The sequence below is a fragment of the Paraburkholderia dipogonis genome (genome assembly GCF_042680985.1).
Taxonomy (GTDB): Bacteria; Pseudomonadota; Gammaproteobacteria; order Burkholderiales; family Burkholderiaceae; genus Paraburkholderia; species Paraburkholderia phytofirmans.
In genome coordinates this window covers 459,772-483,325 of sequence record NZ_JBHUFR010000006.1, presented here as the reverse complement: position 1 = coordinate 483,325, position 23,554 = coordinate 459,772, and the positions used below count along the sequence as shown (strand labels likewise).

Annotated in this window: 16 protein-coding genes and 1 pseudogene; 7 read left to right on the top strand and 10 right to left on the bottom strand. The window is 63.4% G+C overall.

All coding sequences use genetic code 11. From position 1 onward, the window contains the following. Nucleotides 1–485: 485 nt before the first annotated feature. Complete coding sequence (locus ACFSNN_RS06815; RefSeq protein WP_166799314.1) at nucleotides 486–1,379, bottom strand: hypothetical protein; 894 nt, start codon at nucleotides 1,377–1,379, stop codon at nucleotides 486–488. 1,142 nt (nucleotides 1,380–2,521) lie between these two features. On the opposite strand from ACFSNN_RS06815, the pseudogene ACFSNN_RS06810 reads away from it, so the two are divergent. The 5 genes and pseudogenes from ACFSNN_RS06810 (at nucleotide 2,522) to ACFSNN_RS06790 (ending at nucleotide 8,168) form a co-directional block, all read left to right on the top strand. Further along, nucleotides 2,522–3,282, top strand: a pseudogene (locus tag ACFSNN_RS06810) (3-oxoacyl-ACP reductase). 351 nt (nucleotides 3,283–3,633) lie between these two features. Continuing rightward, on the top strand, nucleotides 3,634–5,028 hold the full coding sequence (locus tag ACFSNN_RS06805) for an FAD-binding oxidoreductase (RefSeq protein WP_134459654.1): 1,395 nt from the start codon (nucleotides 3,634–3,636) through the stop codon (nucleotides 5,026–5,028). 208 nt (nucleotides 5,029–5,236) lie between these two features. Next, a complete protein-coding gene (locus ACFSNN_RS06800; RefSeq protein ID WP_134459657.1) occupies nucleotides 5,237–5,827 on the top strand; it encodes a BPSL1445 family SYLF domain-containing lipoprotein in 591 nt (196 codons plus the stop codon). A gap of 247 nt (nucleotides 5,828–6,074) precedes the next feature. Continuing rightward, entirely contained in the window at nucleotides 6,075–7,562 is a 1,488-nt protein-coding gene (locus ACFSNN_RS06795; RefSeq protein ID WP_134459660.1) for a SulP family inorganic anion transporter, read from the top strand. A gap of 159 nt (nucleotides 7,563–7,721) precedes the next feature. Then, nucleotides 7,722–8,168: a histidine kinase gene (locus ACFSNN_RS06790; protein WP_134459663.1), complete on the top strand. Its 447-nt coding sequence runs from the start codon at nucleotides 7,722–7,724 to the stop codon at nucleotides 8,166–8,168. A gap of 30 nt (nucleotides 8,169–8,198) precedes the next feature. On the opposite strand, the gene ACFSNN_RS06785 is transcribed toward ACFSNN_RS06790, so the two are convergent. Further along, entirely contained in the window at nucleotides 8,199–9,758 is a 1,560-nt protein-coding gene (locus ACFSNN_RS06785) for a methyl-accepting chemotaxis protein (protein ID WP_134459666.1), read from the bottom strand. A 307-nt stretch (nucleotides 9,759–10,065) separates the two neighbouring features. Then, nucleotides 10,066–10,605 carry a YbaK/EbsC family protein gene (locus ACFSNN_RS06780; protein ID WP_134465465.1) on the bottom strand — a complete coding sequence of 180 codons (540 nt, stop codon included), beginning with the start codon at nucleotides 10,603–10,605 and terminating at the stop codon, nucleotides 10,066–10,068. A 263-nt stretch (nucleotides 10,606–10,868) separates the two neighbouring features. On the opposite strand from ACFSNN_RS06780, the gene ACFSNN_RS06775 reads away from it, so the two are divergent. Next, nucleotides 10,869–12,149, top strand: coding sequence for a YihY/virulence factor BrkB family protein (locus ACFSNN_RS06775; protein WP_134459669.1), 1,281 nt, complete (start codon nucleotides 10,869–10,871; stop codon nucleotides 12,147–12,149). Nucleotides 12,150–12,567: 418 nt separating this feature from the next. Beyond that, complete coding sequence (locus ACFSNN_RS06770; RefSeq protein ID WP_134459672.1) at nucleotides 12,568–13,749, top strand: porin; 1,182 nt, start codon at nucleotides 12,568–12,570, stop codon at nucleotides 13,747–13,749. Between the two features lie 220 nt (nucleotides 13,750–13,969). Here ACFSNN_RS06770 and ACFSNN_RS06765 read toward each other — a convergent pair whose 3' ends face one another. The 7 genes from ACFSNN_RS06765 to ACFSNN_RS06735 all read right to left on the bottom strand — a co-directional run bounded on the left by ACFSNN_RS06765 (nucleotide 13,970) and on the right by ACFSNN_RS06735 (nucleotide 22,963). Continuing rightward, entirely contained in the window at nucleotides 13,970–14,842 is an 873-nt protein-coding gene (locus ACFSNN_RS06765) for a proteasome-type protease (RefSeq protein WP_134459675.1), read from the bottom strand. Between the two features lie 178 nt (nucleotides 14,843–15,020). After that, the gene (locus ACFSNN_RS06760) at nucleotides 15,021–15,821 is read right to left on the bottom strand and encodes a transglutaminase family protein (protein ID WP_134459678.1); all 801 of its coding nucleotides are present in this window, start codon (nucleotides 15,819–15,821) and stop codon (nucleotides 15,021–15,023) included. A 12-nt stretch (nucleotides 15,822–15,833) separates the two neighbouring features. Next, nucleotides 15,834–16,784: an alpha-E domain-containing protein gene (locus ACFSNN_RS06755; protein WP_134459681.1), complete on the bottom strand. Its 951-nt coding sequence runs from the start codon at nucleotides 16,782–16,784 to the stop codon at nucleotides 15,834–15,836. Between the two features lie 164 nt (nucleotides 16,785–16,948). Further along, on the bottom strand, nucleotides 16,949–18,358 hold the full coding sequence (locus ACFSNN_RS06750) for a circularly permuted type 2 ATP-grasp protein (RefSeq protein ID WP_012426335.1): 1,410 nt from the start codon (nucleotides 18,356–18,358) through the stop codon (nucleotides 16,949–16,951). A gap of 404 nt (nucleotides 18,359–18,762) precedes the next feature. Then, on the bottom strand, nucleotides 18,763–19,215 hold the full coding sequence (locus tag ACFSNN_RS06745) for an HU family DNA-binding protein (protein ID WP_035559188.1): 453 nt from the start codon (nucleotides 19,213–19,215) through the stop codon (nucleotides 18,763–18,765). Between the two features lie 515 nt (nucleotides 19,216–19,730). After that, on the bottom strand, nucleotides 19,731–21,203 hold the full coding sequence (gene pdxR, locus ACFSNN_RS06740; RefSeq protein WP_134459684.1) for a MocR-like pyridoxine biosynthesis transcription factor PdxR: 1,473 nt from the start codon (nucleotides 21,201–21,203) through the stop codon (nucleotides 19,731–19,733). Between the two features lie 218 nt (nucleotides 21,204–21,421). After that, nucleotides 21,422–22,963, bottom strand: coding sequence for a peptide MFS transporter (locus ACFSNN_RS06735; RefSeq protein ID WP_134459687.1), 1,542 nt, complete (start codon nucleotides 22,961–22,963; stop codon nucleotides 21,422–21,424). Between the last annotated feature and the right edge of the window lie 591 nt (nucleotides 22,964–23,554).

The following is a 23,554-nucleotide window of genomic DNA, read 5'->3' as shown; positions in this document are numbered from 1 at the left end:
ACCGCCGCCACCCTTGCCGCCGTTGCCGGAACCGCCGTTACCGCCATTGCCCGAGCCGCCTGCGCCTGGACCGCCGTTGCCAGAGCCACCTGCGCCAGGGCCACCGCCACCCTTGCCGCCGTTGCCGGACCCGCCGTTACCGCCGTTGCCCGGGCCACCTGCGCCAGGACCGCCGTTGCCAGAGCCACCTGCGCCCGGACCGCCGCCACCCTTGCCGCCGTTGCCGGAACCGCCGTTACCGCCGTTGCCCGGGCCACCCGCGCCAGGACCGCCGTTGCCAGAGCCACCTGCGCCCGGACCGCCGCCACCCTTGCCGCCGTTGCCGGAACCGCCGTTACCGCCATTGCCCGAGCCGCCTGCGCCTGGACCGCCGTTGCCAGAGCCACCTGCGCCCGGACCGCCGCCACCCTTGCCGCCGTTGCCGGAACCGCCGTTACCGCCGTTGCCCGGGCCGCCTGCGCCTGGACCGCCGTTGCCCGAACCACCTACGCCGGCACCGCTTCCTCCCTTGCCGCCGTCGCCGTGGCCACCTTCTCCATGGCCACCGTTGCCAGAGCTGCCCGCACCAGGACCGTATCCGCCCTTGCCGCCATCGCTGTGGCCACCGTCGCCATGGCCATGACCGCCATCTCCAGGACCACCATCTCCGTGGCCACCGTCGCCGTGACCGTGGCCACCATCGCCGTAACCGCCATCTCCGTGGCCATGGCCACCATCGCCGTGACCGCTGTCTCCATGCCCGCCGTCGCCATGACCACCATCGCCGTGGCCACCGTCACCATGACCGCCGTCTCCGTGACCGCCGTTTCCGTGACCGCCGTCTCCGTGACCGCCATCTCCGTGGCCGCCGTCTCCGTGACCGCCATCTCCGTGGCCGCCGTCGCCGTGACCGCCGTCACCATGACCGCCGTCTCCGTGGCCGCCATCTCCATGGCCGCCGTCGCCGTGACCACCATCACCATGACCGCCATCTCCGTGACCGCCGTCGCCGTGACCGCCATCTCCGTGACCGCCATCGCCGTGACCACCATCGCCGTGACCGCCGTCGCCGTGACCACCGTCTCCGTGACCACCGTCTCCGTGGCCATGGCCACCATCGCCATGACCGCCGTCTCCATGTCCGCCATCGCCGTGGCCACCGTCACCATGACCGCCGTCTCCATGACCATGACCACCATCGCCGTGACCACCGTCGCCATGACCACCATCACCATGACCGTCGCCGCCATGGCCATCGCCGTGGTGACCATGATGACCGTGGTGTCCATGATGGCCATGGCCATGGCCATGACCGCCGCCGTCGCCACCGTCACCTCCATCGCCGCCGTCACCTCCATTCCCGCCGGTCCCGCCGCCATCACCGCCTGTGCCGGTTCCACCGTTACCGCCGCCGCTGCCCGTACTCCCAGAACCGAGTCCCGACGAGCCCGAACCATTCCCGCCGCTATTGCCCGCAGTCGCCGTCCCTGTCGACGATGTCCCGTTGCCGCTTTGCGTGCCCCCTGCCGATACCGCACCCACCCCACCCGGGGCGAATCCACCTCCACCAGGCATCACGAGGCTTCGGCTTTGCCGAATGCAACCGGGCGAGTTCGGACAATCACCCGGCAACGCTTGCGCCAACATCAGCACGTTCGAACTGACCGACGGCGCGGCCGACGCTGCCGGATTTGTTTGCGCACCCGCCATCGCCGCATACAGACTTACAGCAACTGCGAATACCGCCCGGCGCGTCCCCAGCGCCAGCGCGTCCCCGTTTTGCTTTTTCATTTCATTCTCCTAACTATATGCTTTTAGCGACCGGCCCTGGTAACAAGCGAATCTCTGTTCACTGTTAAAATTGAAACCTCAACGCCCAGTCGTCATTGCCTCGCGTCACGCTAAAACCACATGACTTTCGGCATCTCTCGCGCGGAAAACCCCGGTCCGATTCAGCGTGATTCGAGAGAAGACAACGGGCTGTGCGCGAACCCCGATTTTTAAAACGCACAGCTGGGCCTGATGGACGTTGAAGTTATGCGCAGTGCCATTCAGTGACCGTGCGCTACCCCACGCAATGCGATATCGCTGCGGTTTTTACGGCGAATTGCGCGTCGGAACTGTCAGAGATCGTCAACTGCCGGTTTTATAGAAGAGGAGATAATTCATTCATTTAGATATGCACTCCAAACTATTATTCCTTTACGTCCTCATTGATCAACTCGATCAGACGAATCAACCGACCAGATTCAAATGCCTCACGTACGTGCGCATCCGAACATAAAAGATAAATTGCGCATGCACGAGTGCGCGCAATCACACAGACGGCGCAGCCCCCGGACTATTTACCCTGCGCATAATCACCCGCCAACCAAAGCAACGCACAAAACCGTCGAGTGACTAAAAGCATTCAGTCATCGGATCAGCCGCCACTCCGTTTCTGAATTCGTTCGCGCTGTATGCGCCATCGCACGGACCGGGTGCGAATTCTGTTTCGGGCGACAATACGAGCATCGCAACTCCACAGGCAACGGGAAAACAGATGCTTCTATCCGAACAATGGGTGCTGGTCACCGGCGGCGCTCGCGGACTTGGCGCGGCAATCACGCGCGCGCTGGTGCGCGAAGGGGCGAGCGTGGTCGTCAACTACCGCACCAGCGAAACATCGGCGCTCGCTCTGAAAGACGAATTCGGCGATCGGGTGTTGCCGCTTCGAGCGGACGTCACGGACGCGGCCGCCGTCGTGCGCCTGTTTGACAAAGCGCAGACGCGAACCGGCCAACCCATCGTGTCAGTGGTCAACAACGCACTGGCCGACTTCCAGTTCGACGGCGACGCTCGCCCGAAAATCGACTCCATCGCCTGGGCGCGTTTCCAGCAGCAACTCGACGGTTCGCTCAAAGGCGCGCTCAATACGATCCAGGCGCCGTTACCGGCATGCGTTCGCGCGGGTTCGGCCGCATCGTCAACGTGGGCACCAATCTGTTTCAGAACCCCGTCGTTCCCTATCACGACTACACCGCGGCGAAAGCGGCGCTGTTGTCGCTCACGCGCACCGCCGCTCACGACCTTGGGCCGGACGGCATCACGGTGAACATGGTGTCGGGCGGACTGCTGCGCACCACCGACGCGAGCGCGGCGACACCGGAATTCGTCTTCGACCTGATCGCGAGTTCCACGCCTGTGCGCCGCGTCACGACACCGGAAGAATTCGCGGATGCGGTGCTGTTCTTCCTGTCGCCGTGGTCGCGCGCGGTGACCGGCCAGAACCTGATCGTCGACGGCGGCCTCGTGAAGGGCTAAGCGTTCCTTCACCACTCGCGCGCTTCCCACGCGCGGGCGAGCCGCGGCGTGAAGTGTCGCTGCGCACCCACCACGCGGCGGCGCAACCAACACTTTCCTGCAGTATCTTTTTCCGAAGCATTTCCACCATCCGTGCCGCCGGACGGGTTATCGCCGCCGGTAAGACCCGCGCAAGCCTGTCGCGCCAGCGCTCGCGCCTAATCGGTAAAAAACGCGGGTTTACCTCTGTTTGACTTCATGAGGCAGGCTCGTTTACTGGACGCAAAACAAGCCTTCAGGACACTTCCAATTTGCTTTGGTCAGCTGAATAGTGTTCTGCGAATCTCTTCCACTATCTCAGGAGATTGAGCCATGGTTAATGTGTCCAGCAGCGCCGTCGACGAATTGAAAACCGCTATGCGCGGCCAGGTTTTGTTGCCCGGCGACGCGACCTTCGACGAAGCGCGCAGTATCTGGAACGCGATGATCGACCGGCATCCTGCGATCATCCTGCGTTGCGCGGGCGTCGCGGACGTGCTCCAGGGCGTGGCCTTCGCGCGCGATAACGGCCTGCCCCTCGCGATTCGCGGCGGCGGCCACAACATCGGCGGCAGCGCATTGTGTAACGACGGCGTCGTGCTCGACCTGTCGCAGATGAAATCGGTGCGGATCGATCCCGCGGCACGCCGCGCGTATGTCGAACCGGGCGCGACGCTGCACGATTTCGATCATGAAGCGCAGGCCTTCGGGCTCGCCACGCCGCTCGGCATCAACTCGACCACCGGTGTCGCGGGCCTGACGCTCGGCGGCGGCTTCGGCTGGCTGAGCCGCAGATATGGCATGACGGTGGACAACCTGGTGTCGGCCGACGTCGTCACCGCCGAAGGCGAACTGGTCCACGCAAGCGCCGATTCGCACGAAGACCTGTTCTGGGCGATTCGCGGCGGCGGCGGCAATTTCGGCGTCGTCACGCGCTTCGAGTTCGCTCTGCATCCGGTCGGACCGCTGGTGTACGGCGGCCTTGTGGTCCTGCCGATCGAGCAGGCACGAGACGCCCTGCTCAAATACCGCGCGGCGAAAACCGCCATGCCGAAGGAACTGAGCGTGTGGGCCGTGCTGCGGCTCGCGCCGCCGTTGCCGTTCCTGCCGCCCGAAGTCCACGGCAAGCCGGTGATCGTGTTCGCAATGTGCTATACCGGCGCCGTCGAAAGCGGTCCGTCCACGGTCGAATTCGTACGCGCCTTCGGAACGCCGCTCGGCGAACATCTCGGACCGATGCCATATGCCATGTGGCAACAGGCGTTCGACCCGCTGCTCACGCCGGGCGCGCGCAACTACTGGAAATCGCACAACCTCGTCGACATCCCGGACGGCCTCATCGACGCGCTGCTCAGCGCGATCCAGAACCTGCCGTCGCCGCAATGCGAGATTTTCTTCGGGCAGATCGGCGAGCAGACCCAAAGCGTTCCCGTCGAAGCCACCGCCTATTCGAGCCGCGACACGGTGTACGCGATGAACGTGCACGGCCGCTGGGACGATGCGAGCGACGACGCGCGCTGCGTCGGCTGGGCCCGCGCATTTTTCGAAGCCGCGGCGCCGTTCGCGCTGGGCAGCGTCTACGTCAACTTCATGACGGAAGAAGAAGGCGGACGCGTCGCCGATGCGTACGGGCCGAACTACGAACGCCTGGTCGCTGTAAAAACCCGCTACGATCCACGCAATCTGTTCCGCCACAACCAGAACATCCGGCCGTCGGCGCAGTCATAGATAGCCAGGCAACGGGCGCCGGTATTTCGCGCGCTGCCGCCGCCAAACAGCTGCTGGTCCCGCCATGAACACGCGCACGGCGGGGCCAGGCACGCTACGTGCTGGTTAGCAATTGACGTACGGGCTTGTCGGCGTCACGCCCTTACCGCCTGAATGGAAACGAGCAACGCCACTTTCATCACGCCAATAACGCAAAAGGAAAACAATCATGCGCAGACGACAATTCATCATGACCACCAGCGCCGCGCTCGCCACTGCGGGGCTCGGCCTTGCCGGCTGCACGACGACGTCGCCGTCCTCGAGCGCATCGCCTTCGGCCAACGCCGGCAAGCGGGACAGCATCAACGCGGGGGTCGATTCCACGCTGTCGCGTCTTTACGAAAACGTCACCGGCTCGCGTGAACTGGTCGCCAAGGCACGCGGCGTTCTGGTGTTCCCGAACGTCATTTCGGCGGGCTTCTGGGTCGGCGGCCAATACGGCGAAGGCGCATTGCGCGTGGGTGGCCGCACGTCGGGTTACTACAGCACGGTCGCGGGTTCGTTCGGTTTGCAGATCGGCGCGCAATCCAAGGCCCTCATCTTCCTGTTCATGACGCAGGAAGCACTCGACAAATTCACGAGCAGCCAGGGCTGGGCAGCCGGCGCGGACGCCACCGTCGCCTTGCTGAAGGTCGGCGCGAACGGCGCGGTCGACACCTCGACCGCCACCAGCCCGGTCGAAGCCTTTGTGCTGACGAACGGCGGCCTGATGGCCGGCGTGTCGCTCGAGGGCACGAAGGTTTCGCGTCTGATGATCTGATCTGAGCGCGCACTTGCATTGCCGGACAGCCGCCTCGCCGGCTGTCCGGCATCTCTCTAACGCGCGGCGCGGCAGTTGCCACCGCCTCACCCGCCTCCCCGTCATCCACACCGCACTGCTGTAAAATCCACGCTTTTTGCAATCTTGCCCGGCCATCGTTGCGCTCAGGCTGGGACACTCATCTGTCCACAGACGCGCGTCTCGCTTGCATGCACGCCGTTAGCCCGGACTTCCCACCTCGCTGAAGATGAACACCGCTCGTCCCCCTCACGGCTGGCTCGCCACGCTGCCCGGCATCAAAAGCAATGTCCTCGCAGGACTCACTTCTTCGTTCGCGCTGGTGCCGGAATGCATCGCCTTCGCGCTGGTCGCCCATCTCAATCCGTTGATGGGCCTGTACGGCGCCTTCTTCATCTGCACCATCACGGCCTTGTTCGGCGGACGGCCCGGCATGATCTCCGGAGCCGCCGGGTCGATGGCGGTGGTCATCGTGGCGCTCGTCGTGCAGCACGGTGCGCAATATCTGCTTGCCACGGTGATTCTCAGCGGCATTCTGATGGTGCTCTTCGGCGCGCTGCGGCTCGGCAAACTGATCCGTATGGTCCCGCATCCGGTGATGCTCGGCTTCGTCAACGGACTGGCGATCATCATCGCGATGGCGCAACTCGCGCACTTCAGGCAGAGCACGCCGCAAGGCGAACAATGGCTGCACGGCAGCGCGCTGCTCATGATGTGCGGACTCGTCGCGCTGACCATGGCGATCGTCTATCTGCTGCCGCGGCTCACGCGCGCGGCGCCGGCGGCGCTGGTGGCGATCGTCGGCGTGGGTCTCTTCACGCAGTGGCTGCATGTGCCGACCCGCACGCTCGGCGACATGGCGCACATTGCTGGCGGTGTGCCGAGTCTGCATATGCCGGGCGTCCCGCTGAGTCTGGACACCCTGCACGTCGTGCTGCCCTACGCGGTGCTGATGGCGATCGTCGGTCTGCTGGAAACGCTGCTCACCTTCAATCTGACCGATGAAATCACCGAAACGCACGGCCAGCCGAATCGTGAATGCCTGGCGCTCGGCGCCGCGAATATCGCCTCGGGTCTGTTCGGCGGCATGGGCGGTTGCGCCATGATCGGCCAGACCATGATCAATCTGAATTCTGGCGGCCGCTCGCGCCTGTCGGGCATCGTCAGCGGCGTGATGATCCTGATGTACATCCTGTTCCTGTCGCCGCTGATCGAACGCATTCCGCTGGCGGCGCTGGTCGGCGTGATGTTCGTCGTGGCGCAACAGACTTTCGCGTGGGGCTCGCTGCGGGTGCTGGGCAAAGTGCCGCGCAACGACGCGCTGGTGATCGTGGCGGTCACCATCATCACCGTCTTTTCCGATCTGGCGATCGCCGTGTTGTGCGGCATCGTGATCGCCGCGCTCAACTTTGCGTGGCAGCACGCCCGTGAAATTCACGCGCACGTCGAAGATCGCGCCGGCGACAAGACCTACGCGCCGCGCGGCACGCTGTTTTTCGCATCGACCACGCGTTTTCACGAGCTTTTCGATCCGGTGAAAGATCCCGCGCGCGTCACGGTCGACTGCCGCGATCTGCTGCTGGCCGATCATTCGGCGCTTGCGGCATTGCAAGGCCTGGTCGAACGCTATCGAAAAGCCGGCAAGGAATTACGTATGAAGAATTTGTCCGAACGCAACCAGCGACTGCTGAGTCGCGCTGGTATTGCGCTGGCTTGACGGACTGATGACGCGCAGCCGAACGTTGCGCGCGCAACCTGACGGATCAACAACGTGAATTGGCGCCTGGTGCAAACACTGACCTGAGGTCATATTTCCCGAGACCACCGGTTTTTCGTACTACAGTAGACGTTCTGCGTGCAGTCTTCGGAGGCCACCGTGACACGGCGCGTATCGCTCGACGACGAGACCGAGTTTGCCATCTGGAAACGCAGAAGCACCGCGGATAGCGGGTCGTCGCATCGAATCCTGATAGGACATCGCGACAAGGCGATCGGCGAATCGCTGGTGCTGTCGCTTTCGCTGAAGGGTTACGAAGCGATCTACGCCGCCGATCTGATCAAGGTACAAAGTTTTCTGAAATGGTGGAAGCCGCACGCGGTTTTGCTCGACACGCGGCTCGACTCCGTTTCCAGCTACGAATTCGCGCGCGCCGCGCGCGCGGAACGATCCAACGCCGACGTCCTGATTCTGGCCATGAGCAACGTCTGGCCGCTCGACCCGGTCAGCCTGCTGAAAGACGCCGGTTTCGACGGCCATTGCCGGCGGCCCTGTTCACTATGGCGAGTGACGGATATTCTCGAACACCACTTCGCCCGGCATTGAGCGGCCGCTTAAAGGCCGCTCACCGGCTGGTCAGTGAGTTTCCGGCAGCGTGAACACGGCAATCGCCGCACTCAGCTGTCCGGTCTGCGCCTTCAGCACATCCGCCGACGCGCTCGCTTCTTCCACCAGCGCTGCGTTCTGCTGGGTCGTCTGATCCATGCTCGCCACCGCGATGTTGACCTGCTCGATGCCCGAGCTTTGCTCCACCGAAGCCGCGCTGATCTCGCCCATGATGTCGGTCACGCGCCGCACCGCCTGCACGACTTCATGCATGGTTTCGCCGGCGCGGCTCACGTACTGCGAGCCGCCTTCGATCTGCGCCGCGGACTCTTCGATCAGCGTCTTGATCTCCTTGGCGGCCGCCGCGCTGCGCTGCGCGAGGCTGCGCACTTCGCCGGCGACCACCGCGAAGCCGCGCCCTTCCTCGCCGGCGCGCGCTGCTTCTACCGCCGCGTTCAAAGCAAGAATATTGGTCTGAAACGCGATGCCCTCGATCACGCCGATGATGTCGCCGATCCGATGCGACGACTGCGAAATGCCGCGCATCGTCTCGACCACCTGGCCGACCACTTCGCCGCCGCGCGCCGCCGTCTCCGATGCGTTATGCGCCAATTGGCTCGCCTGCTTCGCGTTGTCGGCGTTCTGCTTCACGGTCGCGGTGATCTGCTCCATGCTCGACGCGGTTTCGCCGAGCGCGGTGGCTTGCTGCTCGGTACGGCGCGACAGGTCCGCATTGCCGGCGGCGATTTCGTTGGACACCGTCGAGATCAACGTCGCGCCGCCGCGAATCTGTGCGATCGCGTGTGCGAGGCGCTGCTGCATGCGCTGCATCGCGGCGAGCAGGCTGGTGTCGTCGCCGGCCTTGGTCTCCACGATCACGTCGAGCTCACCGTCGGCGATGCGCGCGGCGATCTGCGCCGCGTATGCCGGCTCGCCGCCGAGTTGCCGCAAGATGCTGCGCAGGATCACGCCGATCACGAGCGACACCACCATGCACAGCAGCAAGGCGGAGCCCACGTACTGGATGAGGGTGGTGTAGAACGCGGCGTCGATATCGTCGGTGAAAACGCCGGTGACGATCGTCCAGTCCCAGGGCTTGTATAGCCGCACGTAATTGATCTTCGGCGCCATTTCATTGGAGCCCGGCTTCAGGAACTGCAAGTGAATGAAGCCTTCGCCTTCGCGCTGGGCGAGATCGGAGCCGTCCTTGAATACATGGCGACCTTGCGGATCCGTGAAGCCGCTCATGTCCTTGCCCTCGAGGTCGGCCCGCACGCCGTGCATCAGCACGCGAGCGTGCGCGTCTTCGATCACTAGATAGCCGCCTGCGCCGTCGTAGCGCATCGCGCGCAGATCGGCCATTGCCGTGCGTTGCGCGTCGGCGAGCGGCATCGAACCCGCGGCGACCAGGCCGTTATAGCGGTCCAGCACGCTGTAGGCGACGCTGACCACGCTCTTCAGTTCGGCCTGACGATCGGCGATCATCGTGTCGCGTGTTTTGAAAGCGCCCCATAGGCCGATTGCCAGAATACCCATGCACATGAGTGCCAGCGCGAGCCAAAGCCGCACCTTCAGGCGAAACCGTTCCATCTCCGTATCCCTTGTACTTTGTCGTCGACGCGCCGCTCGCGGCGGACGCCGCGGCGGTTCATGTCACTCTTTGGATTAACGGCGGAACGGGGGAAAACTTCAGACTTTGCCGGTCGGCTTCGAGCGCCGGGCTAACGCGGGTGCGGGGCGGGCCCTGACCGGAGCGCTGAGCTGGGTGACTCCGCTTAGTCGGCTGGCTCCGCTCACTCGCTAACGCGGCTCACGCTCGCGTACTAATAGACACGTGTGCAGCGGCGCCCTTCACTCAAATTGATCGCGATGTCGTGCTTGCGGATCGAACCGGGCCTCACTCCGCCGGCAACGTCAGCGCGGCAACTTCGCAGCGCGGCCACTGCCGCAATACGTCAGGCGACAGCAACAGCTTGGCCGCTCGCACGCCCGCGCCCATGACGATCTGGGTCCGCTCCATGACGGCGGCATCGACGAGAATGCGCCAGTCGTCCGGCAGGCCAAAGGCCGTGATACCGCCGAACTCCATGCCGCTGTGCTCGACCGCCGCCTCGCGCCTTGCGAACGAAAGCCGCTGCGCGCCCAGCGCCGCCTTCACCGCACCGTTGATGTCGAGCCGCAGCGAACCCAGCGAGACCACCGCCGCGTAATGCTCGGCGCCCTCTTTCTTGTAGCGGATCACGATCGTGTTCGCGCAGTCTTCCAGGCCGAAGCCGTAGCGCTCGCTGAATGCGGCGGTATCCGACGCGTCGTCGGTGACGGAAAAAACCGTGATGCCTTGCGCCGGCAATTGGTCGACCACATGCGCAGGCAAGTGCACGCCCAGTTGTTCCGCTGCAATGACGTCCAGCCGCTGTACGAGTTCGTGCGAGTGCATAGTGAGCAATATGTATGAGGGTCCCTCCGCATTCTAACGGCACACCTCGCCCGAGGTGCGCTGCCCGTGCCGGCACGGAGGCGGCGCGTGCCCGTAGCGCTTGTTATAGTGACAGGCTGACAGGCACAAGGTTTGCGAAAGGCTTGAACGCGAAGACCGCGGCGAACTGCGGCGAAGCTGCCTGAGCCGTCCGCGCATGCCCGGTCCGCACCCGCCACCTCGTATTGCCCGCGCGGCGCCAGTACCCATTGGGAAACACGACCATGGACATCGACACGCTTTCCGCCGAGAACCTCCAACAGGTGGCCCGCAAGCAGGCCAACTGGGCCATCGGCGCCTTCAAACAGTTTGCCGACAACCGCTGCGCGGCCATGGCCGCCAGCATCGCTTTCTATGCGGCGTTTTCACTCGCGCCCACGCTGGTGATGGTGATCGCCGTGGCCGGCTGGTTCTTCGGCGCCGAAGCCGCGCGCGGCGAGCTGTTCGATCACATTCACGGCCTGCTCGGCGACCAGGCCGCCGCGGGCGTCCAGACGATCGTCGAGAACGCGCATCACAGCGGCAGCGCCGGCGGCATCGCGGCGATCATTTCGCTCGTAACACTGGTGATCGGCGCCTCTGCGACTTTTTCGTCACTCAATAGCGCACTCAATATAGTCTGGCCGAATACCGGGCCGCGTTCGTCGAGCGTGATCGCGCTGGTGCGCGTGCGTCTGATTTCATTCGGGCTGGTGCTAGGCGTTGCGTTTCTGCTGATCGTGTCGCTGGTGCTCGATACGGTGATCACTTTCATCGGCAAATGGCTGTGGGGCGACTCGCCGTATGTGGTGATCGGCAATCTGCTGCAACTCGGCGTGGGCTTGCTGGTGCTGGCATTCGCGTTCGCCGGCCTGCTCAAGTTCCTGCCCGACGCTCGCGTGCTATGGCGCGATGCGTTCGTCGGCGGGATCGTCGCGGCCGTGCTGTTTTCGGCGGGCAAGAAGCTGTTCGCGCTGTATCTTGCGCACGCCGGCATGGCCACCTCGTTCGGCGCGGCCGGTTCGCTCGCCGTGCTGCTGATGTGGCTGTACTTCTCCGCCGCCGTGCTGCTGCTCGGCGCGGAATTCTCGGCCGCGCGCGGGCGCATGCACGATCCGCGCGGAGGCTGGGGCATGCAGAACGACTCGCCGCCCGGCAGCCGCGCCAAGCTTGCGTTTGTGCTGGCGGCATCGACGGTTGCCGCGGATGCGGTCCCGCACGCCGATGCGCAAGCGAACGGACGCGCCGCGCTCGACGGCGCGGCGCCGCCGGCAACGTTCCGGGCGCGAGCCAGAAACAGGCCGTCGGCGCGGGCAACGGCGCTCAAGGTCGGCCGTACGGTCGTGCTGGCCGAAGCGCAAGCGACGCGCATCGCCGCCGTCACGCTGATCGAAGCGAGCCGCAAGGCCGTTGCGGCCGACCGCTACGTGAGGCGGCATCCGTGGACTTCGGTGCTATTCGCGGCGACCGCCGGGTTGGCTGCAGCGATGGTCGCGCGCCGCCATACCGGCAACAGCGAACGCTAAGGCCGCGAGTCGCAACCAGCCAGGCTTTGCGGGCTGCACCTGCAAACTTGACGGGTTGCGCCTGCTTAGAACAACGAAAACCTGTCCAGCGACTCCGTCAAGTACGATCTGTCTCGATTTTTATGGAAACGCTACAAAACGAGCCGGAAAGTTAGATAACTTCATTACATTTAACATACAAATCAGTGTTGAAAGTACACGTATTGGAGCACTCACTGTCAACAAAACAACAATAATGCTGAGTCAACGAATAAATGTTGCTGAAACAGAAATAATCGTTAACGCGCTTTAAATACAAGGCTTTGCGTGGTTTGTCAGTTTTTGGAGACACTCTTTTTTTTCCAGTTCTTGCCGATTGACCCGGTGAGCTATTCTCCTTTCCGCAACAAAGAAACTAATCATCTGCGTGGAGAAATGGATGAAACGAATCGCACTGTCTACCCTCTCGCTGGCGCTCCTGAGCGCCACTGGCGTGGCACATGCTCAAAGCAGCGTGACCCTGTACGGTTTGATCGATGAATCGATCCAGTACGCTCACAACACTGTCGACGCGAACGGCAAGAACTCGAATCAAGTTGGCCTGGTCGGCGGCAACCTGCAAGGTCCGCGTTTCGGCTTGAAAGGCACGGAAGACCTCGGCGGTGGCCTGAAGGCGATCTTCCAGTTGGAAAACGGCTTTGACGTGAACACCGGCAAGCTGGGTCAAGGCGGCCGCATGTTCGGTCGTCAAGCCTACGTCGGCCTGACGGGTGATCAGTGGGGTACGTTCACGCTGGGTCGTCAATACGACCCGCTGGTCGACCTGGTTCAGCCGCTGACGGCTGACAACTACTTCGGCTCCACGTTCACCACGCCGGGCGACGTCGACAACAACGACAACTCCTCGCGCACGAACAGCGCCATCAAGTACACCTCGCCGGTGTGGAGCGGCTTCCAGTTCGAAGGCATGTACGCTCTGGGCGGCGTGGCTGGCGCAACGGGTTCGGGTCAATCGTGGTCGGGCGCTGCAACGTACGCAACGGGCCCGTTCAGCGTGGCTGCAGGCTACTTCCGCCTGGACAACGGCAACACGCTGGCTAGCCGCACGTCGGCAGGCGCGGTGGGCTGGAACGGCAGCACGTCGGACGGCACGTTCGACAACCAGGTCAACGGCGCATACGCCGCGGCCAAGTCGATCGGCATCGCTTCGGTCGCTGTGCAATATGTTGCAGGCCCGTTCACGGCCAACCTGCGTTACAGCAACGCACAGTACAAGCCGGATGCAAACTCGGGCTTCGGTTCGACCGAGAAGTACAACGTCGGCGGCGCATACCTGGGTTACCAGGCAACGCCGGCCATGCTGGTTGGCGTGGGCTACATCTACACCAAGGCTAGCGGCGATTCGAGCGCAACGTATCACCAGGTTTCCCTGGGCGGCGACTACAACCTGTCGAAGCGCACGGATATCTACCTGGTTGGCGCGTATCAGCACGCAAGCGGCCAGCAACGTACGTCGGGCGGCGGTCTGGTCGACGCAGGCGCGGCAATCGGTTCGTACGGCTACAACTCGGCTTCCAGCTCGCAAGAACTGGTCAGCCTGGGCATCCGCCACAAGTTCTAATCGAACTTGACGGACTGCTGAAGCAACACGCAGTTGAAGACCAGCCACGGGTGAAAGCCTGTGGCTGGTTTTTTTCGTCCTGAGTTCTTCGATTCTTCTGGACGATCAAAATAAAAAGGCCGCCAGCAAGCCCGATTCAGGCTCCTGACGACCTTTGGTGTACTGGCTTCCGCCGAAGCCACCTCACGCTGCCCCAACGCAGGCGACGGCGTCTTCCGGCTTACTTCCGCTGCGCCTTGCCCCGCTCCGCCTGCGCCAACGTCTGCGCGGGCTTCGCATCGAGTTCATGCTCGATGCCATCGGCGCCCACCGGCGCGCGATGCAGCACCAGTGCCCGTTCCCGCTGCAGCAGCGGCACATTCGGCGATTCCTGCCAGTCCGGATCGGGAATCTCGCCGAACACCTGGCGCAGCCGCTCGCCCCACGTCCGGTGAATCATCTCGAAGTACGCGTTATCGTGATCAATCGAGACGAAGCGCGTAACGCGCAGCGTGTCCTTCTGGTAGACCAGCAGATCGAGCGGCAAGCCGACCGACAGATTCGAGCGCAGCGTCGAGTCCATGGAGATCAGCGCGCATTTGGCGGCTTCGTCGAGCGGTGTGGACGGCGTCAACACGCGGTCGATGATCGGCTTGCCGTACTTGGCCTCGCCAATCTGAAAATACGGATTCACCGCCGACGCCTCGATGAAATTGCCCGCCGCGTAGATCATGAACAGGCGCGGCCGGTTGCCCGCGATCTGCCCGCCGAGAATGAAGCTGCAATTGAAGTCGACGCCGAATTCCTGCAACGCCTCCGCCTCGCGCTGATGCACGCAGCGCACCGCGCGGCCGATCACGCGGGCCGCATCGGCCATGGTCGGCGCGCTCCAGAGCGTGGGCTGGGAAGGATCCGTGGGCTCGGACAGCTCGTGCAACACGGCTTGAGTCAGCGACAGATTGCCGGCGCCCAGCAGCGTGAGCATGCGCTCGCCCGGCTGCTCGAACACCGACATCTTGCGCGCGGTGCTGATGTGATCGACGCCCGCGTTGGTGCGCGTGTCCGAGAGGAACACGAGACCGTCGTCGACGGACATCGCGACACAGTAAGTCATAAGAAAAGTTACCCGCAAAAAACAACTGAACGGCGCTATTGTAATGCGGCGCGCAAGCGCCTCTGTCCCGTTATATCCCGATTATCGGCCGTCGCGGGCCTATTCTGAATGGAGATATGAGGGCCGGCGCTCACGGGTGCCTCCAGAACCTGTTCCGTGAGCCGCCCTCGTTGCGTCTCTACTGTGACTGCTGCCCGCTGACCGTCACGGACACTTTGAGCTGTTCTTCCAGCCCGCCGATACGACGGCCACGCACCGGCGCGGCCGCTTCATAGTCGCGCGCGACGGCGAGGCGGCAGTAGAGTTCGCTGGCAAACGCGGCATGCGTGACGTCGATGGAAATCCAGCCCTTGCCCTCGACCCACACGTCGACCCATGCATGACTCGCGCCGTGCGTGACCTCGCCGGGCTCGATATAGCCGCTCACGTAGCGCGCCGGAATGCCACGCGCGCGGCAGCACGCCAGCATCAGATGCGCGTGGTCCTGACATACGCCGTTGCCGAGCGCGAGTGCCTCGGCGGCCGTGCTGGTGACTTCGGTAATGCCCGTGTTGTACTTCACGCGCTGCACAATCTGTTCGGCGAGCGCGATCAGATCCGCCGAACCGCTCAAGGTCGGCACCGATTCGGCCAGTTCACGGACCGCCGCATCGGCCTCGGTCAAGCGCGTCGAACAGGTGAAATGCTCAAGCGGAATCGGCCCCACCGCGTCGGGCAAATGGCCGTCGATCAGCGGGATCGTGTCCACTTCGCCAGCCACATGCAGACGAATCTCGCTATGCGGCTTGTTGATGACCAGCGTGTGCAGCACGTTGCCGTAAGCGTCGAATGTTGCGTCGAGCTTGCCCGGCGCGTCGATGCTCCAGCGCCGCACGACCTGCGAGGCGCCGCTCGCCGGCGTCAGACGCAGTTGCTGGATCGAATAATGGACAGTCGCTTCGTAGCGATAGGACGTGTCGTGGCGGATCGTCAGGAACATAAAGAAACTCCGTCAGGCGACTGGCAACATCAGGTAGGTACGCGCAACCAGATTGCCCAGCTCGAACACGCGAGCGAGGAACTGTGTCAGATAGGCGTGCAGGCCGGCTTCGAAAATCTGCCGGATGTCGGAGTACACGAGTTCGGCGCGCAGCTTGCCGGCGAACCGTTCGCACTGATTCGAGCCGGAGGTGCGCAGCATCGCCAGATTCACGCAGACGCCTTCGAGCGAGGCCAGCAGCGAACGCGGCATCTGCTGATTCAGGATCATCAGTTCCACTACGCGCGCCGGCGTGACGACGTCGCGATACACCTTGCGATAGATCTCCAGCGCCGACACCGAGCTCAAAATCGAAGTCCAGTAATAGAAGTCTTCGAGCTGGCGCGCGGCATCGCGTGAATTCGGTTCGACGTCGGCAAAGCGCACGTCGAGAATCCGCGCGGTGTTGTCGGCGCGTTCGAGGAAAGTGCCGAGCTGCGTGAAGAAGAACGCGTCGTCCTGCAGCGCGGTGCCGATCGTCACGCCGCGCGACAGATGCGAGCGGAACTTGACCCACTCGAACAGCGCGCCCGGATTGCTCGCGGCCTGGCCGGACGAAGCACGCTCATTGAATTCGAGCCACGTATCGTTGATGGTTTCCCACCACTCGGTCGTCAACGTGCCGCGCACGGCACGGGCGTTTTCGCGCGCGGCTTGCAGACACGAGTGGATACTCGACGGATTGGTCGCATCGGCCACCATGAAATCGAGCACGTTTTCGCGAGTCGGTTCGTCGTGGCGCTGCGCAAACGCGGTTTCGAGTTCGGAGATGCGCAGCACCGAGCGTTGCGCGCGCGCCTCCTGCTCGGGCGTCTGCGGCAACAGCAGCGCCTTCAGGTTGATATCGAGCATGCGGGCGGTGTTCTCCGCGCGCTCCATGTAGCGGGCCATCCAGAAAAGGTGATCGGCGGTTCGGCTTAGCATGACGGCGTTCCGTATCTGATGACGCGAGGCCTCGTCGAAGTAAGAGGCCCGCGCTGGTTATCCGTGTGCACCGGCGGCGCGCGTGTTGCGTATCACGTGCTGCCCGGCGCGTTAGGTTGCAGGCGCGGTTGCGTTAAGCTTGTGCGACCGCATCGGCAACCGCGTCAGTCGACCATCCACGTATCTTTGGTCCCGCCTCCCTGCGACGAATTGACGACGAGCGAGCCCTCCTGCAACGCCACGCGCGTGAGTCCGCCGGCGACCATCGTGACGGTCTTGCCGGACAGCACGAACGGACGCAAGTCGATATGGCGCGGCGCGATGCCGGCTTCGACGAAGGTCGGACATGCGGAGAGCGCGAGCGTGGGCTGCGCGATGTATCCCGCCGGACGCGCGATCAGACGCTCACGGAACGACTCGATTTCGGCTTTCGTCGAAGCCGGTCCGACGAGCATGCCGTAGCCACCCGCGCCATGCACTTCCTTGACCACCAGTTCCGGCAAATGCGCGAGCGTGTACGCCAGATCGTCGGGCTTGCGGCACTGGAACGTGGGCACGTTGTTGAGTATCGGCTTCTCGCCGAGGTAGAACTCGATCATTTCCGGCACGTACGGGTAGATCGATTTGTCGTCGGCGATGCCGGTGCCCATCGCGTTCGCGAGCGCCACGCGGCCCGCGCGATACGCGGTCAGGAGACCCGGCACGCCGAGCGCCGAGTCGTTACGGAAAGCGAGCGGATCGAGAAAATCGTCGTCGACGCGGCGGTAAATCACGTCGACGCGTTTCGGTCCTTGCGTGGTACGCATGAACACATAATTGTCGTCGACGAAGAGGTCCTTGCCTTCCACCAGCTCCACGCCCATCTGCTGCGCGAGAAACGTATGCTCGAAATACGCGGAGTTGTACATGCCCGGCGTGAGCACCACCACGACCGGATCGTCCACACCTTCGGGGGCGACCGAGCGCAGCGTATCGAGCAACAGATCGGGATAATGCGCGACCGGCGCAATGCGGTTCTGCACGAAAAGCTCGGGGAACAGCCGCATCATCATCTTGCGGTTTTCGAGCATATAGGAGACGCCCGACGGCACCCGCAGGTTGTCTTCGAGCACGTAGAACTCGCCCTCGTCGCCCGCTCGCACCACGTCGACGCCGGCGATATGCGCGTAAACACCGAGCGGCACATTCACGCCCTGCATTTCAGGCCGGTATTGCGCGTTGGTGTAGACCTGCTCGGCCGGCACGATGCCGGCGCGCACGATATTGCGGTCGTGATAGACGTCGTGGATGAACAGATTGAGCGCCTGCACGCGCTGACGCAAACCGGCCTCCAGCGTCTGCCATTCACCGCGCGGAATGATGCGCGGAATCAGGTCGAATGGGATCAGCCGCTCGGTGCCGGACAGGTCGCCGTTCACCGCGAAGGTGATGCCGACCCTGCGGAACAGCAGGTCGGCTTCCGCACGCTTGCGCGCGATCGCCTCGTTGCCCTGCTTCACCAGCCACCGCTCAAAGCGCGCGTAGTGTGGCCGCACGGCATCGTCATGATGACGCATCTCGTCATAGCATCGCATGTCACGCCCCGCTCTTGTTGTCGGATAGAAGGCGAATGCGCTGCGCATTCGGTGTTCGACAATCGATCAAGCAAGCGCTATGCCATTGAGCTTTCCACGTACTAAACCGCTCGCATGCACGCGAATAGCGCATCCCGGCCGGCATGGCTTCGCTGCCATCGTACTGCGGCGGATCATGATGCGCTAGTACGGTGCAGGCGCGGCACTGTGGTGCACCGATAGAGCAGGCGACGCGAGGCGCCCAGCGAAATCGCAATGCGCTGCGAACGCACATAAAAAATCCCCGTGGATTTTCACCCACGGGGATTCAGACAACATGTACCGCGGATCGTCCCGAGGAAATGTCCCTCGGGCCGTCTCACGCGTCAACCATTGTTAAAACAGCGGCGACGCGTGAAACGCGATCAGCCTGCAGCAGCGTCTTTCAGCTTCTTCAGCGGACGTGCCTTGATGCGCACGCTAGCCGGCTTGGCCGGGAACCAACGCTCTTCGCCCGAGAACGGGTCTTTGCCGAAGCGCTTCTTCTTCGCCGGGACAGCTTGCACGACGATCTTCAGAAGACCCGACAGCGTGAATTCGCCAGCGCCCTTCTTGTGCACGGCGCCGAGGATCGTGTCTTCGAGCGCGGCCAGAACAGCCTTGGCGGTCTTCGGTTCCACAGCAGCGCGTTCAGCGACGTGTGCAGCCAGCGAGGCCTTCGTGAAGGTGTCCTTGATCGGCGACGGAGCGCTGGAAGCCTTCACGGCGACCTTCTTAGCTGCGACGGCCTTCTTCGCAGGGACTTTCTTTGCAGCAACCTTCTTGGCGGGTACCGGGGCAGCAGCCTTCTTGGCCACCTTTTTTGCGGAAGTCGGCATGTTTCTCCTACCTGTTGTGGTCAGTGAATTGCACGAAGCGCACACCGTATGTGCACGCTTCAACGCCGGATTCTACAAGCGCTAATGCGATTTGCGCGACTCTTTTATGTATAACAGCGAAGGTTTGTTGCGCGGCGCAGACTGCGCAACACATTTTGATGCTTGTTTTAGCGGGTAAACGTGCGTCGAGAGGTCGGGCAACACGAACACGTAACGTACGTTACAAGTCATTTCGATGCATGAATAACGGCACTTTCTGCGCTTGGGCATCGCCGGTGGATCACTCGATGATCGCGAAAAACGCTTGATGGCTCGCTCGTCATGCACTTTCACGCGGCGGAAAAAACACGCCCCCTGCCGGGAAAAACGCTGCAGGGGGCGGCCAATCTCGCCCTGCGACAGAAAATCGCGGGCGGCACTCAAAACGCTTTTGCTGACGGCTGACGTGTTTGAGATCGAGTTTGCGTTGGCCTGCGCCTTCTTGATCTAGACCAACAGCACGTCGCGTCGCGGGCCTATTGCGTGAGACGCGGCAGAATGCCGGCGAGCCTGGTGAGCGCGGCATCGATGTGCTCGACCGCAATACTGCCGTAGCCGAACATCAGGCCCGGCTGCGGCTTCGCACGCACATAAAACGGCGCGAGTCCATACAAGCCGATCGATGCTTCACGCGCCGCGCTCACCACCGCTTCTTCCGTCAGCGGCGCTTTCAGGCGCGCCGCCATGTGGATGCCGGCCGTCGGCACGATCGGTTCGAACCAGGGCGCGAGGCCGCCATGCAGATGATCGAGCAGCATCGCGCGGCGCGCCGCGTACGTCTTGTGCATGCGCCGCAGATGCTTGGCGAATTCGCCGTTGAGCATGAACGACGCGAGCGCCGTTTGCGTGAGCGTGCAGCCGTGCCAGTCGCCGATCTGGCGCGCCTTGATGAGCGGACCGTAGAGCGAGGCCGGCGGCACTACATAGCCGACCCGCAGTTCCGGAAAGATCGTCTTCGAAAACGTGCCGACGTAGGCGACGAGTCCGGCGCGGTCGAGACTTTTGAGCGGCTCCATCGGGCGTCCTTCGAAACGATACTCGCAGTCGTAGTCGTCCTCGATGATCACCGCGCCGCGTTTCTGCGCCCATTCGAGCAACTCGACGCGGCGCTCGAGGCTCATCGGCATGCCGAGCGGAAACTGATGCGAAGGCGTCACGTAGACGAGCCGCGCCTTGTCCGGCAGCTTGCTGACGATCAGGCCTTCCGCATCCACCGGCACGGGCACCACGCGCGCGCCAGTCGCCTTCAGGCACGCATGCGCCGGCGTATAAGCGGGATCCTCGATCGCCGCGACTTCGCCGGCGCGCAAAGTGATACGCGCCAGCAGATCGAGCGCGTGCTGCGCGCCTTGCGTGACGATCACGTCTTCCCAGTTGCTTGCGACGGCGCGGTTGAAGGCCAGGTAGCGCGAGATCGCGAGGCGCAGCTCCTGCTCGCCGGCCGTATCGCGATAGATGCCGGGGCCGCGCGCCTGCGCACGCAACGCGTGGTTCACGCAGCGGCGCCAGATGTCGAAGGGAAACAGCGTCTTGTCGGTCGCGCCGCCGACGAAGTCTTGCGGCGACGCCACCGAAGGCTTCGGCAGGGGCAAGCTCTCGGGCATCTCTTCCCACAGCGGCTGGGCGCGCGCGGCGGCCTTCGCCTTGGCCCGTTCGCGCGACGACTCCGCGGCGCGCGCATGCGCGGAGCGCTCCACCGGCAGACGCTCAAGACCGTCAGCGACGAACGTGCCCGAGCCGCCGCGCGCGCTCAGATAGCCTTCGGAGAGCAGCCGCTCGAACACGTCGAGCGTGGTCTTGCGCGACACGCCCAGTTGCGTGGCGAGCTCACGCGTGGACGGCAGACGCGTGCCGCCCGCGAGCCGTCCTTCGAGAATGCCCGCGCGCAACTGTCGATAGATCTGGCCGGACAGATCGTGATGACCTTCGACCGCGATATGGATTTCCATCCGGGTGGCTACCTTGAGTGTCTGGGAAACGGTTCGTTGGAAAGACCAATGGCAACCGTTAGCTTACCTCCGGCGGTTCCATCTCATGAACACCTTGGGCACTTGAGCGCGCGGCGCTTCCAGATACAAAAATGGCGCACCTTGCGTTGCGAGGCGCGCCATTCCTGTTTTACCGGCGCACGTCATGGCGTGCGCCGCGTTCGTCAACCAGAGCTTGATTACTCCGCCACCGCCCCATTCAACGCCGCCGTTTGCCGCGCGCTCTCACGCGCCTCGTCGCTGCAACGCTGATGTTCACGCGAGAGCTTGCGCATCAACGGCAGCAACAGAACCGCCACCAGCGCGCCCACCGCCGCGAGCCAGCCCAGACCTGTAAACAGCTTGGTATACAGCGGCAACGATTCCAGCGGATCCATATCGCCCGCCGGCATCTGCGCGAAATTCGCCACCACGCTGCCCAGATATTGCGACACGCCGGTCGCCACGAAGTAAGCGCCCATCATGAAACCGCTCATGCGCGCCGGCACGTAGCGCGCGATCATCGCGAGCCCCAGCCCGCTTACCAGCAATTCGCCGAGCGAATACAGACCGTAGCCGCCCACCATGAACCACGACGAGACGCGTCCGTTCACCGCATAGTTTCCGCTCGCCGCATAGACGAAGAAGCCGGCCGCCACCACCGCGAAGCCGAATGCATACTTGACCGCCACCGGCACGTCCTTGCCGCTCTTCGCGAGCTTCGTGTACAGCAGCGCGAGCAGCGGGCTCAGCAACATGATCCAGATCGGGTTGAGCGCCTGGAACTGCGCGGCGCTCCACGTGAACCACGTCTGCCCGAACAGAACGAAACGCGGATCGACGTTGCGCAGCGCGAACAGCGTGAGCGACGTCGACATCTGCACATAGAACACGAAAAAGAGGATCACCTGCGCGGTCAGGATCAGCGCGGCGACGAGGCCCGAGCGCTCCGAGCGTTCGCACTTCATCAGCATGTAGCCGAAGATCGCCAGAATCGCGACGCCCGCCGTGTACACGCAGGCCACCGCGATTGCCTTGTGCTGCAGCACGAACATGGTCGCCGCGCCGAGCGCGAGGCCGCCCAGCGCCACCGCGCCGACGCGTTTCCAGCGCACCGGTTCGGCGTCCGGCGCGGAGCCGATATGCGCCAGCGTGCGGAACATGATGAAGTAGTTCAGCACCGACAACAGCATCCCCGCGCAGCAAACGGCGAAGGCCGTATGCCAGCCCCAATGGTCCTTGATCCACGGCGTGGCGAGCATCGACACCGTCGAGCCGATGTTGACCGCCATGTAGTAGATCGTGAATGCGCTGTCGATGCGCGCGTCGTCGCCTTCATAAATGCGTCGCACGAGATTCGCGGCGTTGGCCTTGAAAAGGCCGTTGCCGACCACGATCACGCCGAGCGACGCATACATGTAAGCGAGCTGGTCATTGGGCAGCGCCAGCATGAAATAGCCGACGGACAGCACGGCGGCGCCGAAGATCATCGTGCGCCGCGCGCCGAGAATCTTGTCGCCGATCCAGCCGCCGATCGACGGCGACGCGTACACCAGCGCCGTAAACGCGCCCCACGTGAGCGTGGCGTGGCTGTCGGTGAACTGCAGCTTGTCGATCATGAACAGCACGAGCAGCGCGGCCATGCCGTAATAGCCGAAGCGCTCCCACATCTCGATCAGAAAAACCGTCGAAAACGAACGGGTCTGCGAGACGCGTGCGCCCGCCGGATTGGATGAATTCATCGTGTACCTCTTGTTCAAACGGTTGCGGCGTCGCGCGAACTGGCCGCGCGGCGCGTGAAACGGAATCTGGAAAGACAGTCGGCGAAGCGTGCGTCCTCATGCGGATGCAGCAGACGCACAGACGCAGCGCTTTTGCGCGCTCATCCGCACGCTAAAGCGCCAAACCAGCAGATAAACCAGGGGATGGGATCGAGGCCCGCCTCGCGAAACGCTCCGCAGCAAGTCCTCTTGGAGGACGCTGCGCCACACCGGGCTCGGACTCCGGCATGCGGAGCGGGCTCAATGATAAAGCATCGCGACGAAGGGGAATTTCGAGGGCGGCACAGAGCGGCGTTGCTATACGGCGGAAGGCGGAAGGCCCGCAGCGAAAAAAATCGGCAGTGATGGTCATGTCCTTGCGCCGGCTGCCGTTCGGTTGGAACGTGCCGGACAGTGTTCCGCCGCGCAGGATCGCTGCGGGCGAAATGATAAACAGCGGCCGGATTCGCGTGTGGTGGTGTCCACATGCGCGCCCGTCCGCAAGCGGGCCTGATTCTGCAAACAGAAACATCTCAAGTCACTCAGGGAATTCACTGAGCCTGCGTCGATTAC